Annotated in this window: 13 protein-coding genes and 1 pseudogene; 11 read left to right on the forward strand and 3 right to left on the reverse strand. The window is 63.2% G+C overall.

What is annotated here, in order from left to right; genetic code table 11:
• Window positions 1–15 precede the first annotated feature (15 nt).
• From B4920_RS21410 to B4920_RS21420, 3 genes are all read left to right on the forward strand, one after another.
• Complete coding sequence (locus B4920_RS21410; protein WP_079436719.1) at window positions 16–1,053, forward strand: GTP-binding protein; 1,038 nt, start codon at window positions 16–18, stop codon at window positions 1,051–1,053.
• Window positions 1,054–1,127: 74 nt separating this feature from the next.
• Entirely contained in the window at window positions 1,128–1,619 is a 492-nt protein-coding gene (locus tag B4920_RS21415; protein ID WP_079436720.1) for a hypothetical protein, read from the forward strand.
• A complete protein-coding gene (locus B4920_RS21420; protein ID WP_079436721.1) occupies window positions 1,616–1,966 on the forward strand; it encodes a hypothetical protein in 351 nt (116 codons plus the stop codon). Before B4920_RS21415 ends, B4920_RS21420 begins: the two co-directional genes overlap by 4 nt.
• Window positions 1,967–2,030: 64 nt before the next feature.
• Here the strand turns inward: B4920_RS21420 and pbpC are convergent, their stop codons facing one another.
• The 3 genes from pbpC to B4920_RS21435 form a co-directional block, all read right to left on the reverse strand.
• Window positions 2,031–4,376: a penicillin-binding protein 1C gene (gene pbpC / locus B4920_RS21425; protein ID WP_079436722.1), complete on the reverse strand. Its 2,346-nt coding sequence runs from the start codon at window positions 4,374–4,376 to the stop codon at window positions 2,031–2,033.
• A 3-nt stretch (window positions 4,377–4,379) separates the two neighbouring features.
• Window positions 4,380–9,524: an MG2 domain-containing protein gene (locus B4920_RS21430; RefSeq protein ID WP_079436723.1), complete on the reverse strand. Its 5,145-nt coding sequence runs from the start codon at window positions 9,522–9,524 to the stop codon at window positions 4,380–4,382.
• Window positions 9,525–10,009: 485 nt separating this feature from the next.
• Window positions 10,010–10,297: a hypothetical protein gene (locus B4920_RS21435; protein ID WP_079436724.1), complete on the reverse strand. Its 288-nt coding sequence runs from the start codon at window positions 10,295–10,297 to the stop codon at window positions 10,010–10,012.
• A gap of 765 nt (window positions 10,298–11,062) precedes the next feature.
• Here B4920_RS21435 and B4920_RS21440 point away from each other — a divergent pair.
• The 8 genes and pseudogenes from B4920_RS21440 (at window position 11,063) to B4920_RS28960 (ending at window position 15,792) form a co-directional block, all read left to right on the forward strand.
• On the forward strand, window positions 11,063–11,272 hold the full coding sequence (locus B4920_RS21440) for a KTSC domain-containing protein (RefSeq protein ID WP_254051013.1): 210 nt from the start codon (window positions 11,063–11,065) through the stop codon (window positions 11,270–11,272).
• 192 nt (window positions 11,273–11,464) lie between these two features.
• Entirely contained in the window at window positions 11,465–11,824 is a 360-nt protein-coding gene (locus tag B4920_RS21445) for an Abi family protein (protein ID WP_139379588.1), read from the forward strand.
• Between the two features lie 101 nt (window positions 11,825–11,925).
• Window positions 11,926–12,045 (forward strand): annotated as a pseudogene (locus B4920_RS30575) (IS5/IS1182 family transposase); the annotation flags it as partial.
• Between the two features lie 6 nt (window positions 12,046–12,051).
• Window positions 12,052–12,336 carry a phytanoyl-CoA dioxygenase family protein gene (locus tag B4920_RS30580; protein WP_256376098.1) on the forward strand — a complete coding sequence of 95 codons (285 nt, stop codon included), beginning with the start codon at window positions 12,052–12,054 and terminating at the stop codon, window positions 12,334–12,336.
• 119 nt (window positions 12,337–12,455) lie between these two features.
• Window positions 12,456–14,318: a M48 family metalloprotease gene (locus tag B4920_RS21455; protein WP_079436727.1), complete on the forward strand. Its 1,863-nt coding sequence runs from the start codon at window positions 12,456–12,458 to the stop codon at window positions 14,316–14,318.
• Window positions 14,319–14,358: 40 nt separating this feature from the next.
• A complete protein-coding gene (locus tag B4920_RS21460) occupies window positions 14,359–14,790 on the forward strand; it encodes a hypothetical protein (RefSeq protein ID WP_139379589.1) in 432 nt (143 codons plus the stop codon).
• Between the two features lie 304 nt (window positions 14,791–15,094).
• Window positions 15,095–15,400, forward strand: coding sequence for a hypothetical protein (locus tag B4920_RS21465; RefSeq protein ID WP_079436729.1), 306 nt, complete (start codon window positions 15,095–15,097; stop codon window positions 15,398–15,400).
• Window positions 15,401–15,498: 98 nt separating this feature from the next.
• On the forward strand, window positions 15,499–15,792 hold the full coding sequence (locus tag B4920_RS28960) for a YceK/YidQ family lipoprotein (RefSeq protein WP_139379590.1): 294 nt from the start codon (window positions 15,499–15,501) through the stop codon (window positions 15,790–15,792).
• Window positions 15,793–15,909: the final 117 nt, after the last annotated feature.

Genomic DNA, 15,909 nt, shown 5'->3' on the forward strand with positions numbered 1-15,909 from the left:
CATTGAATCCCGACCATGACCAATCCCCTCGCCATTCCCCGCCCGCCGATCCGCGCCACCATCCTCACCGGCTTCCTCGGTGCCGGCAAGACCACCCTGCTCAACCGCTACCTGAACAGCGCCAACCATAAGAAAATCGCCGTACTGGAAAACGAGTTCGGAGCCGTCGGCATCGATGGCGGACTGATCGCCGGCTCACCGGCCGTCGAGGTCGTCGAGCTCGCCAACGGCTGCATCTGCTGCAGCGTGCGCGGCGAACTGAGCGCCTCCCTTGCCGACCTGGCCGACCGCCGCGACCGCGGCGAGCTGGAATTCGAACACCTGGTCATCGAAACCACCGGCCTCGCCGACCCCGCCCCGGTGGCGCAGGCTTTCTTCGTCGACGAAGGGGTGCGCGAACGCTACGAGCTCGACGGCATCCTCACCGTCGTGGACGCGGTGCACGTCCACAAACAGCTCGACGAGAACCGCGTCGCCGCCGCCCAGATTGGCTTCGCCGACCGGGTGCTGCTGACCAAGACCGAACTCGTCACCCCCGCCGAACTGGAAGCCGTGGAAACCCGCCTGCGCCGCATCAACCTGCGCGTGCCGGTCGCCCCTGTTCCGACCGACGCCGATGAAGTTGCAGCCCTGTTCGCCCTCGACGCCTTCGTGCTCACCGACGTACTGGAACGCACGCCGGGCTTCCTGTCCGACACGACGCCCAGCGGCCTGCGCCGCGGCGGAGCCGAGCGCCAGCCCTTCGTGCGCCACGACGACGACATCGCCTCGCTGGTGCTGCACCACGCCGGCGAGGTGGACGTGGGCCTGATGGGCAGCTTCGTCGAAGAGCTGCTGCTCAAGAACGGCAACGACATGCTGCGCTACAAGGGCATCCTGGCCGTGCGCGGCGAAGACAAGCGCCTGGTCTTCCAGGGCGTGCACCGCATCACCGGCTTCGACTACGGCCGCCCGTGGGAGGCAGGCGAAGCACGCGAGACCACCATCGTCATCATCGGCCGGCGCCTCGACAGCGCCGCCATCGAGGCCGGCTTCCGCCTCGCCTGCCGCTGACGGATGGGGCCGCACATGCTGGCCCCATAATTGCTAAAGCTCTCCGACAACAACAGATACCCCCGGAGAGTTCAATGACCGTTATCGCCCTCAGCGAAGACCTCGTCGATTTCGGCGACCTGCCCGCCAACGTCAACGCCCTGCTGCAACAGGGCGTCGCCGTCCACTCCAGCGACCCGGCCCGCGCCCGTGCCTTCTTCCGCACCGCCATCGAAGTGGCGCCGGACGTGCTGCCGTCCTACCGTTGCCTGTTCAAGCTGCAGAACAAGCTGCGCGATTTCGACTCTGCCTATGAAACCGCCGTCACCGGTCTCGCCCGTGCCGCTGCCCAGGCTGAACTGGGCACGGACTGGTCCGGCTGGACCGGCGCCGATCTGGTCGCTGCCCAGCACACCTCCGGGCGCTTCCTGCTCCAGTTCCTCAAGGCGCTGGCCTTCATCCAGCTGCGCCGCGGCAACGAAGACGCCGCTGCTGCCGCCCTCGCCAAGCTGCAGGAACTCGACCCCGAGGACGGCATCGGCGGCTCGGTCATCGCCGCCCTCCTCGCCCACCGGGAACCGGCATGAGCGACACCAACGGCAGTCAGGAAGCCGACAAAACCGTCTTCTCGGTTTCGGAAACGACACACCGCGCCCTCGGCCGCCTGCTCATCCTGAAAGTTGGCGGCACCCTCACGGTGCGCCTCACGCCCCACGAAGCGCACACCCTCGCCCTCGCGATGGTCGCGGTGCGCGACGGCAAGAGCGCCGAGACCGAACTCTTCATGAGCCCCATCGCCAGCGACGCGATCTTCGTTGCGCCGGTGGGGGCGAACGGCATCACGGTGGAAACGCCGGGTGGCGCGCAAGCCCTCGACTGGAACACCGTCGGCCAACTCGCCGCGGTGCTGTCACCGGCGGCCGTGGCGAAGTAAGGCTGTCGCCGCCGGACTCGCCTTCAGACGCCTCATCGCGGCTTGATCCATCACCAAGGACAACTCAGCGCACGCTGACGCTGATCCGGTCGTAACGGCCCTGCTCGTCCATCGCCGTGATGTCGACACGGCCGGTTTCAGTCAGGGTTTGGATCAAGGGCTGGGTGGCCGGACGGTGGGCAACCAGTCGTCCGTTGATCAACCAATAAACCGGCCCGCGCTGGCCGCGCAGTTCGAGGCGGATCACCGGCGCCTGGTCGGGGCGCGGGCGTTTGATCACTTCACCGCTACTCAGGCCGACGATGCTCAGGCCGGCGTCCGGCTCGGCCTGCATCCGGCAGCTGGCATCCCATGTCGGCGACTGGGCCCTGGCGCGCAGGTCGGCGGTCAGCCACGGCTCCAGCGCGGTCGGCCAATGCACGGCCTCGACCTTGCGGCGCGGGCGGGTGCTGCACGCTGCCGTAACGCGCAGACCGCTGACCGCGTCGACCTCATAGGTGTAGCGCATCTCGCCGCTGCGCAGCCGGTCCGGAAAGGTCGGCGGCGCGGTGTCGTTGAGCACCCAGGCGATAGCCTGGCGATGGCAGAGCGCCTCGTCCTCCGGCTGGAAGCGCGTGCCGAGCGGCCAGCAGATCTTTTCCTGATGCACGGAAGGCGGCGGCGTCCGGGTCGTGGCCGGCTGGCTATCCACCGCCGAGAAGATATCGATCAGCAGCGGCGCCGCGATGTTGGCACCGAAGAAACCGGGATTCGGCGTGCCGTCCGGGCGGCCGATCCACACACCGACGGTATAGCGATCCGACACGCCGATCGACCAGGCGTCGCGGAAACCGAAACTGGTGCCGGTCTTCCACGCAATGCCGCGGCGGATGCCCGGCCCCTGCTCCACCGCGCGGCCGACCGGCCCGCCGGATTCGAGCACATCGCGGATGATGAAGGCCGCGCCGGGCGACAGCATGCGCTGTTCGACCAACGGTTCATCGGTCCGGTAGCGCGGCTTGCCCGAGACGCCCTCACGAGCGAAGGCCGTGTAGGCGCCGACCAGTTGTTCGAGCGTCGTGCCGGCACCGCCAAGGATCACCGACAGGTTGGGCGCTTCGCCCCTGGGGAAATCCAGCTTCAGGCCGCCACGCCGCAGGGCGGCGACGAAACGGCCCGGCTCCAGCCGGTCGAGCACCTCGACCGCCGGCACGTTGAGGGACTTGCTCAAGGCTTCGGAAACGCTGACCGCCCCGTGGAAGGACTGCTGGAAATTGCCCGGCTGATAGCCGCCGAAGGACTGCGGCACATCGGCAAGCAGGGACTCCGAATGGATCAACCCCTCATCGAGCGCCAGCCCGTACAGGAAGGGCTTGAGCGTCGAGCCGGGCGAGCGTGACGCACGCACCATGTCCACGAAGGCGAAACGATCGGTATCGCCGAAATCGGCCGAGCCCGCATAAGCACGGACCTCCAGCGTTGCGTTGTCCACCACCAGCGCAGCCATCGACACCCGCGGCGGCAAGGCGGCAAGCCGGCTGGTGAGCAGCAGCTCGACGGTCTGCTGGGTCTGGGCGTCGATGGTCGTGTCGATGCGCTGGCGACCGCGTGCCTCCTTGCGCAGCCGCTCGGCGAGCAAGGGCGCAAGCAGCGGATCGCGCGCCGTCTGGGCGATGATCGGCTCCTGCAGCGCATCGCGGATCTCGCCGTCCGGCCACACGCCCGCCATGCGGTGCACAACCTTGTCGCGTGCGACGCGTGCCCGGGCCGGCTGACGATCCGGCCGCAGGCGCGACGGCATCTGCGGCAGCACGGTGAGCAGCGCAGCATCCGCGTGGCTCAGGCGCTTGGCGGGCTTGCCGAGATAAGCCCGGCTGGCCGCCTCAACCCCTTCGAGCACACCGCCCATCGGCGCGTAATTGACGTAGAGGGCGAGGATCTCGTCCTTCGAATAGTGCAGTTCGAGTTGCAGCGCGCGCAGGATCTGCCTGCCCTTGCCAAGCAGCGTCCGCGGCGTCGGCTCGATGATGCGGGCGACCTGCATGGTCAGCGTCGAGCCGCCGGAGACGATGCGCCCATGGCGCAGCCACTGCCACGCGGCCCGCGTCAGCGCCAGCGGATTGACGCCGGCATGCCAGCGAAACCAGCGGTCCTCGTAACGCACCAGCGCCTCGAGATAGAGCGGCGATACATCCGCCAACGCCACCGGATGGCGCCAGACATGGTCGCGGTCCGGAAAGGCACGCAGCGGCGTGCCGTCGCGGGCGACGATGAGTAGCGCGTTCGGCGCATCGCGGCCGGGCACCGGCGGTGGAAACGCGCGGTCGAGCCCGGCCAGCACCAGCAGCGCAAGCAGCAGGCCCCACTGCCAGCGCGGACGGCGTTTCAGCCATCCGCGCCCGGCAATCCACCACGCTGCGCGTTGCGTCATGCCTTACGGTTTGGCCGGCGCTGCGGCAACCGGCTTGTCCTTGCCGTCGCTCACCGTCAGCGTGGCATCGCCAGTGCTAAGGCCATAGACGTCCGGCCGGTACATGTCCTCGGCGTACAGCGGCGGGAAGACGAACTTGCCGGGAGTGACGACGCGCGCCCTGTAGAACAGGCTGAGCTTGCCGTGCAGCCGGGCTGCCACCACGAAGCGGTCATCGCGGAACTCGACGTGCTGGATGCGCGGGTCCTGCATCGCCTCGGCCGGGTTGATGCCCTCTATCGTCGTGCTGCCCATGCCTTCGCCCTGAACGATATTGAGGTTCTCGATCTCCAGGCCGGCCGGGATGTGGTCCACCACCATGCCGGTATTGACCCAGCTGTGCGGATCGACCTTGATGCGCACGATGACCGATTCGCCGACCTTCAGCGTGCGGCTCTTCAGCGGCGTGCCGTCGGCTTCGAACAGGTCACGGCTCAGCGCGATGGCGTCGTCGCGGTTGGCCGGCATCTTCGTCGGATTGCCGCTCAGGCTGAGCTGCAGGTAAAGCTTCTCCTTGTAGGTGTTCCGGATGCGGATGCCGCCCTGCAAGGCCGTTGCCGTCAGCGGCCGGATCAGCGTGCCTGCGCCGTTGATGACTTCGGGTTTGTCCTTGCCGAGCACTTCCGCCGTCCACCCGCCCTCGCCTTCGCCGGCCTTGGTGAAATTGCGGCCAAGCAGGAACAGCGCGAGCTTCTCCTGGGTGCTGGTGTAACGGTTCTTGCCCAGTTCGGCGGCCGCGACGGCAACCAGGTTGTCACGGCCGCCGACCTTCACCTTGTGGCGGTCGAGCAGCGCGTAGGACAGCGCGGCATCGCGCAGCGGGCTGCCGTAGTCGCCCCACCAGTAGCCATTGTCGCGGCTCTTTTTGACACCTTCGGCGAGCGCCGTCTGGGCACGGGTTTCATCGCCCATCAGCTTGAGCGCCAGGCCGAGCTGCGCCAGGGCCAAGCCCGAGTGCGCCTGAGCACGGACCTCGAACATCTGGCGCAGCGTGGACAGCGGCGCCTTGGATTCGCGGGCCAGCACGTAGGCACCATAGGCAAGCACCCCGAAGCGGCCGGAACCACCGAAGCGGTAATCCTGCCAGCCGTTCTCGTTGTAGCTCAGCTTGCCGGTCGGCAGGCCGGCCACGCCTTCCTGCAGATACTTGAGGAGGAATTCCTGGGTCTTCTTCTGCATCGCCTCCGGCACCTGGAAACCCTGCTCGCGGGCATCGAGCAGGAAGTTGCCGACGTAGGCCGACAGCCAGTACTGGTATTCGGACACATTGCCCCACAGGCTGAAGCCGCCGTTCGGCGCCTGCATCGCGCCGAGCCGGGCGATGGCCTTCTCCAGCATGTCTTCCCGCTGCGCGCGGGTGTAGGCCTTGAGCCCGAACAGCCGGGCGCCCTCCTCGTCGATCAGCACATGCGGGTAGGCGGTGCTGGTCGTCTGCTCGGCACAACCGTAGGGATAGGTGAGCAAGCCCTGGATGGCGCCGCGCACATCGATCGGCGCCTTGCTGGAGAGCACCAGGTGCGATTGCACGGTGCTCCGGATGAAGCCACCCAGTTCCGCGTCCTTCACCTCCACCGTTTCGCCCGGCCCGACGGCCAGCAGCTTGAGCACCTGCTGTTGCGGCGTCGCCGCCTGGACCTGCAGGCCGAAGCTGCGCTCCAGCTTGAGGCCGGCGACGCTGCTGACGTGGACCCGCACGTCGGTCAGGCCGAAGGCGTTACCGGCTTCAAGCGGGAAGCGCAGGGTCTGCTTCTGCTGATCCTTGAGGTCCAGCTCGCGCTCGGCGTTCTGGATCTTCAGGCCGTCCGCATTCTCGATACGCACTTTGAGCTTCTGCGCCGCCCCGGACAGGTTGTGCAGGTCGAGGGCGATGGTGGCGTTGTCGCCCACCGTCAGGAAGCGCGGCGTCATCAGCTCGGCCACCAGCGGCGCGGCAACAACCGTCTCCGTCTCGGCATTGCCGAATTTCTCGGGCGCCGCGACCACCGCCATCAGGCGCAGCGTGCCGTTGAAGTCCGGCACGTCGAGGGCGATCTCGGCTTCGCCCTGCGCGTTGAGCAGCACCGGCCCGGAGAACAGATCCACCAGGCGCACCTTCTTGGGCAGGCTCTTGGTCGCCTTCGGCGCGGCATCGCCGCCGAACTTGAGCTTGCCTTTCTGGCCGCCCATCTTCTCGATCAGGCGGCCATACACGTCGTACTGGTCGGCGCCGTAGCGCAGCTTGCCGAAGAAATGACCGTGCGGGTCGGGCGTCGCATAGCGCGTGATGTTGAGGATGCCCACATCGACGGCGGACAGCGTGACCACCGCCTGCTGGCCGGCGGCGCCGGGCGCCTTGACCTTCACCTTGAGGCGCGAGTCCGGCAGCATCTTCTTCGGTGCCTCGAGGCTCACCGCCAGCTTGCGCTCGCCCCGTTCGAGCGGCAGGTGCACCAGGCCCAGGGCCCGCGCCGGGGTGACCTTCTCGCCGGCACTGCCGGGCCGCAGCACGCTGACCGACACATACAGGTCGTGGCGCTTCCACGCCTTGTCCACCGGAATCTCGACCGTCGTGCCATCGAGCGCCACCGGAAGGCGCCTGACCCACAGGGTCTTGTCCGCCTCGACGGTGATCAACGCCTCGCCGGCGTGCGGCGGCGTGATGCTCAGCTTGGCGGTCTCGCCATCCTGGTAGGCCGGCTTGTCGAACTTCAGCGCGACGCGGTCGGGGCGGACGCCCTGGGTTTCGTCACCACGGGCGCTCCAGCCGGCGTAGAAGCGGTATTTCGTCGTCTGCTGCGTGGCTGGATCAGTGATCTCCAGGCGGTAGCGCCCATATTTGACCGGCACGCCGAGCTTGCCGCGTCCGCCATCGGGAATGCTGACGCTCGCGGTGTTCACCAGCTCGTCGGTCTCCGTGAAACCCGAATGCCAGCCGCGCTGGTCGTCGAAACGCCAGTAATAGTCACGGTTCTCGCGGAACAGGCGCACCGGCAGCCCACTGCCAGCGCTCAACTTGCCCTCCGCGTTGGCGCGGATCACCTCGAACTGCGCGATGCTGCCTTCACGGGCGTAGTCTCCGGTGAACAGCGGACGGACCCCCACCAGCACCGGCGCCGGCCACACTACCCGCTCGAAATTGCGCACCACCGGCCGCCCACCGCTCTCCAGCAGGCTCAGCGTGGTCCGCACGGTGTAGGGCGAGCGTTTGTCCTTGGCCGGCGCAAGATCCACGTCGAGCGCCAGCTCACCGTTCTCGTCGAGCTGGGTCTGGTCCAGTTCCACGCGCTGGCGCTGGCTCTCCTCGTTGGTGTCGCCAAACTCGAAACCGGGCAGCTTCTGGGCCAGCGGATTCTTCTGGCGCTCGAAGACGGCAACCCCGAGCAACGGGTTGCCCGCCGCCGGCGCACCGTAGAGGTAAGCACCCTTGACGGCGATGGTCAGCGTGTCGTCCGGCGACACCGTGGCCTGCTTGCTGGCCAGATCGAGCTTCATGCGCTCCGGCAGAAACTCCTCGACGCCGAAACGGAAGCTGGTGGTGGCCAGCTTGTCGGCCGGGTCGGCACGCAGCTCCAGCGTCCATGAACCTGTCGGCGCATCCACCGGCAGCGCGATGCGGTTCTGGTAATAGCCGCCCAGCTTACCGTCCGGCTGCCAGGTGGCAGTGAACTGGCTCTTGCCGTCCGGCCGCCTGAGGATGGCCTGGATCGGCTGCGGTGGCACCGCGCGGCCGTCCACATCCCGCGCCAATACGGACAGATCGAAGCTTTCGCCCGGTCGATACAGGTTGCGGCCGGAGTAGGCAAACAGGCGCACCGGCCGACCGGGCAGGCCCGCAATGTCGTATTCCGAAAGATCCAGCGCCGGCTCCTTGAGCGCAATCAACGAGATCTGCTGGCCGTTACGCGCCAGAATGAGCTTGGCGGCAGCCGGCCGCTCCGCAAAGGGGGCCCGTCCGTTGCTGTCGGTCTCGGCGCGCGCCAGGATCTTGGCGTTCTCATCCATCCAGGCCACCTCGACCCCGGCCATCGCCTTGCCGGTGGTCAGCGAGCTGACCCAGGCATCGGCACCCTTGGCGAACAGGCGGGTGCTCAGACCGAGATCGCTGACGTAGAAATAGGTGACCTGATAGTCGTAGCGGAAGCGGTTCGGCTGGCTCATCACCGCGATGTAGATGCCGGGCTCGCGGAGCGCCTTGATGTCCTCGACGGGAAGGAAGGTGACGTTGCGCTTGTTGGGCTTCTGCTCGGTCAGGAAGCGGCCGACGAAAACGCTGTCGGTCAGCTTGTGCAGATCGTCGAGCGACCAGCCGGCGACCGCCCCCTTGAGATCGGTCGCGCGCCAGTCCTCATCGCCGTCGTATTCCTCATCGTAATCGTAGCCGTCGTTGTTCTGCTGGCGCTTGCCCCGCTGTGGACGCGGCCCGCTGATCACCTTGTCGAGGAAGCGCGGTAATTGGTCCGGCTTCACGCGGAGGAACTGGACATCCACCTCCGGCACATTGACCGTGACCACCGGCAGGCCGCCGTTCTGCTTGGCCGGCAGCACCATGCCACGACTGGCGAAGTAATAGGCCGGCGAGACGACGGCCGTGACCACCGAGTAACTGCTCGCATCCGCCAGCGTCTGGCCGGCCTTCGATGGCAACCCCGCCGCCACGCGCACCACGTAACGGGTTTGCGGCTTGATGTGCGGGAAATACAGGATGCGCGGGTTGTCCCCCACCACCCAGGCGCCTTTCACCAGCTTGCCGCCGTCGATGGCCACATCCGCCGGGGCCGTACTGACCTGCGGATTGCCGCTGCCGGGCGTGCCCTCGCCCTGATTGTCGGCGTCCTCGTCGTCTTGAGTGTGCGGCTTGGCCTCGCCCGTGCGGGGCGGCATCTCGAACACCTGGATCGCCCCGTCGTAGTCCCGCCGCGCATCCATCGGATGCGTGAAGCTCAGCGCCAGCGCCGGCGAGCCCTCGAAGTCGCGATTGGCGAAATCCGCAATCTGGAACGGCCCGTCCACAGACTCCGCCTCATCGGCCTGCTGCGTCTTGGCGACGAACACACCCGCCGCAGCGAGCGCGGCAAGGACCAGCAGCAAGGGCACCAGCCCGAAACCGCGACGCGATAGATGACGCAACATCGACCCCTCCCTCGAACCCACTCAATCAGAGCGCGCATCATGACAAGGGATGTATATTCCATCAACATTGATCATCAATAAAACCCGCGGCTGAATCCTTGCGGGAGCAACATCAAATGTTGCCGGCGCCTCCGTCGATGTTGACGGCCGCGCATTCGATGCAGGCGGCTCAATATGTCATGCGTCGCTGTCCACAAAGCAAGTTGACGTCGCAACATGAATCCATGCTGAGTCAACACGCTATACGGCGACCTCAATAATTGATGTTCACCGCCGAACACAAAGCATCAGGGTATTGAATACTCAATATCGATACCGGAGAACTCAATGCGCTGAAGCGCGCATTCAATGCAGTGGCGCCAGGATCGAATGTTCACCCGGCAACGTGCTTGCGTGCCGGGTGAACGAAGCATGTGGTCAGCTGCTATCAAGAAGTTGCCGAGCGCTCAATGATCAAGGGAGTGGCAACATGAATATTTCAGCCATCACTCCTTGATGTGCACGGCCCTCTCCTCACGCCACCTCGTCTGAATCGCTTCCATTAGTTCCCGCAGCTCCCCCGCAATCATCGCGCAGGCCCACAGGTAGTGCTCCTGACAATCTACATCCATGCGCCGGAAGACATCCCCTGCGTTGCCATGGGTCATCGCAAGGAGCGCTTGTAGTTGAGCCTGTCGTGCGGTGAGTTGATCGGTGAGGGCGAGCGCGTCAGCCGTGCTGGCAAAAACATAAATCGGGCTCGCGGGGGCGGGAAAGCGCATCGGCGTGCTCATGCGGTGGCCCTCCTCGTCACGTGCGACGAATGAGCTGAATGTGAAGCGAAAGAAACAGATGCAATCGGCACGCGCACGTCTGCGCGCCCTTCGGCGTGAATTGTCATGAGGTGTTACTCCTTTGCTGCGGTTTGCATCTCCGCCACCCCTTCCTACGGGGGCGGCGGAACCGTGCGGGGGTAGGAATACCGGGCAAAGGAACCGGCCAGCCTTGCGGCTGCCCCGCACGGCCCGCCATTGGACAGGCGCAGCCATGCTCCGACAAGAAAAAGCCGCGTCGAAACGCGGCCTTCATCGGCCTTTGCAATCCGGGTTCCTACACCCGATCACCATTGTTTAGGTGACGCGGTGGAGTATCGATCCGGTGGTGGAGGAGCGTCAAGTGGAACGATTAACGGAGAGTGGTGGAATGCTTGGCGGATAAGCGCGCGAGTGACGCAGTGCATAGTGGAACTGGAGGAAGAAATGCCATTCTGCTGAAATCTGCAAGCATAAGAGTCGAGCGGATCGTGACATGGTGGTGACGGCTTTCTGCCGATGCCAGTACCACGACGTACCGACTACTACCTCAGATAGATCCAGACTTGCGCGCGAAAATGTGGAAAGACGTAGACGACAACACGTGTTTTTTGGTAAGCACTGCTTTTAAAACAAGGGCTTGAATTCGTTGGTGAGCTTAGACGACTATCGCATAAGCTCTACGTGACAGTCGTCTACTTTACGTTAGGCATAGAGAGACTCAATACCAGAGGAGCGTTTATGAATATGGTCCCAGTTTCATCCTCCAACCTCAGAGCGGTTGGCTACGATGCGGCAAGTCAAACACTCCGTATCGCCTTCATCAGCAGCGGCGTTTACGAGTATTCCGGTGTCCCCGCATCAGTCCACGCAGGCCTTATGGCCGCGAGCTCGCACGGCTCCTACTTCGACGCCCATATTAAGAAAGGGCCTTATCGTTACCGCAAGGTTGGCTAGTTTTCTGGCCCAACAATCCGCTCCAGCCGACCGTCAAAAAGTTGCGCTTTTTGTCGTCGGCTGAGTTTTCACCTTTGGGGCCAACACATGTCTCTAGCGTCATCGGGTCACAGTAGTCCTTACATTGCGGCAGTGCATAGCGCACTCCTCTCGTTTCAAATGCTGGAGGAGGCACTAAAGATCTACATTGGCTTGTCCTACGAAATCATCGGAAAATCTGTTCCACCGCCCGTCGTCTTTCGCTTCGACAAGGACAAGATTCTGAATGCACCACTTGGACAGCTGATCAAGATGATCTCTGAAGTGAAAGACGATGACGAGTTAATAAATGAGCTTCGCGCCATCGTAAAATGGAGAAACTTTTGCGCACATAACGCGTTCGCGCACGAGTTTTTGAATAGGGCGAGCAAAAGCGACTTTACGCCGCACGACGAAAAGGACGTAATGACCGTCTCAATCCATTCCGCCAAGCTTGTCGAGCGTCTCGGCACAGAGTTGCTCTCGCTTCGAGAAGTGCACCGTACTGTGTGCCCGGAAAATTCACGAGCGTAGAGTCCTTGGCCCCTAAGAAGCTCTAACAAAAAGACCAATTCCCCCCTGTTCACGATGGTCGAATTTCGTTAACCTCGGCCTTGTTTCTTTGAATAGAGGACATGGCCAAAGCACTTCTCGACGACGATCTGTGGGCCTTGATCGAACCGTTGCTACCTCCCGCCAAGCCCCGTCGGAACAAGTATCCGGGGCGCAAGCCGCTCGATGATCGAGCGGCTCTGACAGTCTTGCGGGAAATTGTTGCTGTTCGCTTGCACGTTGATGGGTGCTCTTCCAATGATGGTCCACTCAAGGTCGTGCCAGGCTCCCACATCCATGGGCGGACCGGCCACGACACCGCCCTCGCCCTGCGCGATACCCTCGGCGAGGTGGTTTGTCCCGTTGGCCAGGGCGGTGCTTCGCTCATGAGTCCGTTGCTGCTGCACTCTTCCTCAAAGGCCACAGGTCAAAGCAGGCGCAGGGTTCTGCATTTCCTGTTCGCCCCTCGTTCATTGCCCTTCGGGCTGCGGTGACGTAATGCCGTCTAATCAGCGGACCAGTGATCAAGGAGGCAAGTGACTCAGTGCATAGCCGAATTTGAATGGGAACCCAATAATTCCAAAAACATATCCATTCAAACCTTATTGCACTCATGGACGACAGACAGTTCGATGCCCTGGTCAGCAGACTGGAGGGGCAGGCCCAGCAGAATCCCGGCCTCTACAAGCTCAAGGTATTGCTGCTGGCCGCGCTGGGTAATGCCTACATTGTCGTGATGCTGCTGGCGATCATCGCGGTGTTGGTGGGGCTGTGCGCTTACATCATGGTGCTCAAGGCCATCGGCGTGAAGCTGATCATCATCGCCGGGTTCTTTCTGTGGATGGTGCTCAAGGCGCTATGGGTCAAGATCGAACCTCCCAGGGGTACGCCGGTCGATGCGGCACAGGCGCCCGAACTGTTTGCCATGGTCGATGGATTGCGCCGGCAGTTGGGCGCCCCGCCCTTCCATCACGTGCTGATCACCGACGATTTCAATGCCGGGGTCGTGCAGTCGCCGCGTCTGGGCGTCTTCGGTTGGTCACGCAACTACCTCCTGCTCGGCCTGCCCTTGATGAAGACGCTGACGCCCGACCAGTTCAAGGCCGTGCTCGCCCACGAGTTCGGCCACCTGGCCAAGGGCCACGGGCGCGTGTCGAACTGGATCTACCGCCAGCGCTTGCGCTGGAGCCGCCTGCTGCATGCGCTGGACGCCGACGATAGTTGGGGCAGCCTCCTGTTCAAGCCCTTCCTGAACTGGTTTGCCCCCTTCTTCAGCGCCTATACCTTTCCGATGGCTCGGGACAACGAGTATCAGGCGGATGCCACTGCGGCAAAGCTCACCTCCTCACAGACCGCCGCAGAGGCGCTTACGAGCGTCAATGTGGTGGGCAGTTTCCTCGCAGAAAAGTACTGGCCCGGGATTCACCGACACGCCGACGAGCATCCGCAACCCAGCTTTGCGCCGTATTCCGGAATGGGCCACGGAGTCTCCACAGAACTCGACGAGGCGTCGGCCAAAGCGTGGCTGCAGCGGGCCATGGTTCAGCAGACGGGCTCTGCCGATACACACCCGGCACTGACCGACCGCCTCAACGCGCTGGGAGAATCCCCACGCCTGCAACTGCCGCATGCGGGTCACACCGCGGACCGACTCCTGGGCAGCATGCTGGAGATCGTGACGGAGAACTTCGACCAGCGCTGGCGGGACGCTGTTGCGCCATCCTGGGAGGAACGCCATCGGGAAGTGCAGGACGGTCGCCATCAACTGGCCGAACTCGATGCCCGTGCCGACGCAGGCGCCGAGCTGACTGTGCAGGAGGCCTATGATCGCGCGAACCTGACCGAGACCATTGGCCACAACCCCGATGACGCGCTGACCCAGTTTCAGGCCCTGCACGAACGCGTGCCTGACGACGCATTGGTCTGCCTCTCCCTCGGCACCCGTCTCCTGAATCGGAACGATGCCAGCGGCTGCGCGTTGATTGAGCACGTCATGCGCCTGGATGAAAACGCAACCGCAGACTGCTGCGAGTTGCTGCGTGACTATCATTGGCGCAATGACCGCCAGGACGAAGCCCATGCGTGGCATCAGCGTCTGGTCGAACGCGTCACCCTGCAGGAAGCCGCCGCCAAGGAGCGCAATGAGGTATCAATCGGCGACCGCTTCGAACGCCATGGCCTCGCCGAAGACGATCTGGCCACCCTGCGCAGCGCGCTACGGAGCATCCCCGGTCTTCGCAAAGCCTACCTGGTCAGGAAACGGGTCAAACATCTCCCGCACTCCCCTTGCTTCGTCTTCGGCTTCAAGACGTCCCGGTGGTTTCAACTGCACAGTGAGCGCCGTAGCAAGGAGGTCTTGCGGCTGATCCAGGAGTCCGTCAGCTTCCCCGGAGAAACGATCCTCATCAACCTCGAAGGCAATAACAGCCGGTTCGGCCGCAAATTCAGCTGGATGCGTGGAGCACGGATCCTGTGATGCAGCAGCGCTGCCTGATGGTCTGCCACGAGGCGGAATCATGATGATTGCCATGCGTCGTCTGGCTGCTCTTGCGTTTGCGCTGGCCGTCTCGACCTCGACCTGGTCCGCTGACTTGACGGGACAGTGGGACTTGAAAATCGAAGATAAAGACCACCGCGTCATCACCACGCTTGTCATCGAATTTACAAACGAGACGGCGCGGTCCTGCATCGCCGGAGGCTGGCGGCGTGTGAACGTCGTGTCCGCCAGCACGAAGGATGCGGATTTCTATCCCGTGTCGGATCCACAGTCCTTCCGCATCAAGGACGGCCAGCTGACGATCGGACGCAACCAGATATGCGACAACTATCTGAGGCTGCAAGGCCCTCTCAATGGCGAATCGGCTCGCGGCGACTATTACGGCTTTAGCATCGGCGGCTCATGGCCGCGGGGCTTCTTCACGCTGGACAGGAGAGGGGCTGCCAAGTGACCTCCTCCTCCGCCCTTACAGTACTCAGGCAATATCAGCCTTCAAGATCATGCGAGCGACATTGCAGCATCTCCATGGAGCCCAACCCATAAATGAAACGACTGCTTCTTCTCGCCGCATTAACGCCTTTTCTTACAGCCTGCGTTGGTGCAGGGGGAATCTCAAGTCAGACAGAAACACCAAAGCGCGCAACGCTGGCGAAGAGTCGCGGCAACATCGTCCTTCTGGCGCCCAATACAAGTGCCCCTACCACGGACAAGACTGCCGTAAGGAAAGGCTGGATCGCATCGAACCCCGAGGTGAATTGGAGCGTTGGATCTACAACAAGGATGTGGCCTGGACCGGCGTACTTCTATTTGCCGTGATCGTACCTATTCCACTTCTCGTTCCGGTTGGACATGACCACTTGGCGATCGACTTCCGCAACGATGTTCTTGTGAATATCGAGGCAAGGAGTCAAGTGAGCAGGCTGGCGTTTTGTGCCATGCCACTTCTTATTCCGCATGCAAACGGCTGTGAAGCTACAATGCCCCCTGCAGACGGTGAAATTGAAAAGCAATTCATCGACCCAAACGGGACCCCGCTCGTTGAAATCGTTCCCAAGCACTGATGCGATTTCGGCCATTTTAGCCGGGCTTGGTCAAGCCTCGCCAGTTTGCGGCCACCCACTCAAATTCAACGTTGTCCCCATGAACCGAGAGAACCATCATGCGCAAGGTAGTCCTCCTTTTTTCGGCCCTTCCAGTTTTCGTCACAGGCTGCACCACATTAATTACACTCAGTGAAGCCGAGACAAAGAACAAGATTTACTCCGGCACAATAAGACAAGCTGACCTAAAATGCGGCCACGGCACTTGTTTTGACTTTCCATTTTCGCTGATTGCCGACACCGCACTATTACCTGTGACAATCCCTTGGACAGTCTTCAATCTGGCAAGTGGCGACGCGACATCAAACAGCGAAGATGCAAAAATGATCACAACGCCCCCTTCGCAAAAATAATCCTCGTACGGAGCAGTGCTGCACCGCCAACAGCTATCTGCGTCCGTCGTGAGTGCTCTCGATGCATACCGATCCGCAGTCCAGAAGCGGTAATTAACGTGGCAGGCCATTGTCGGG

This window comes from Zoogloea sp. LCSB751, assembly GCF_002028455.1.
Classification (GTDB): Bacteria; Pseudomonadota; Gammaproteobacteria; order Burkholderiales; family Rhodocyclaceae; genus Zoogloea.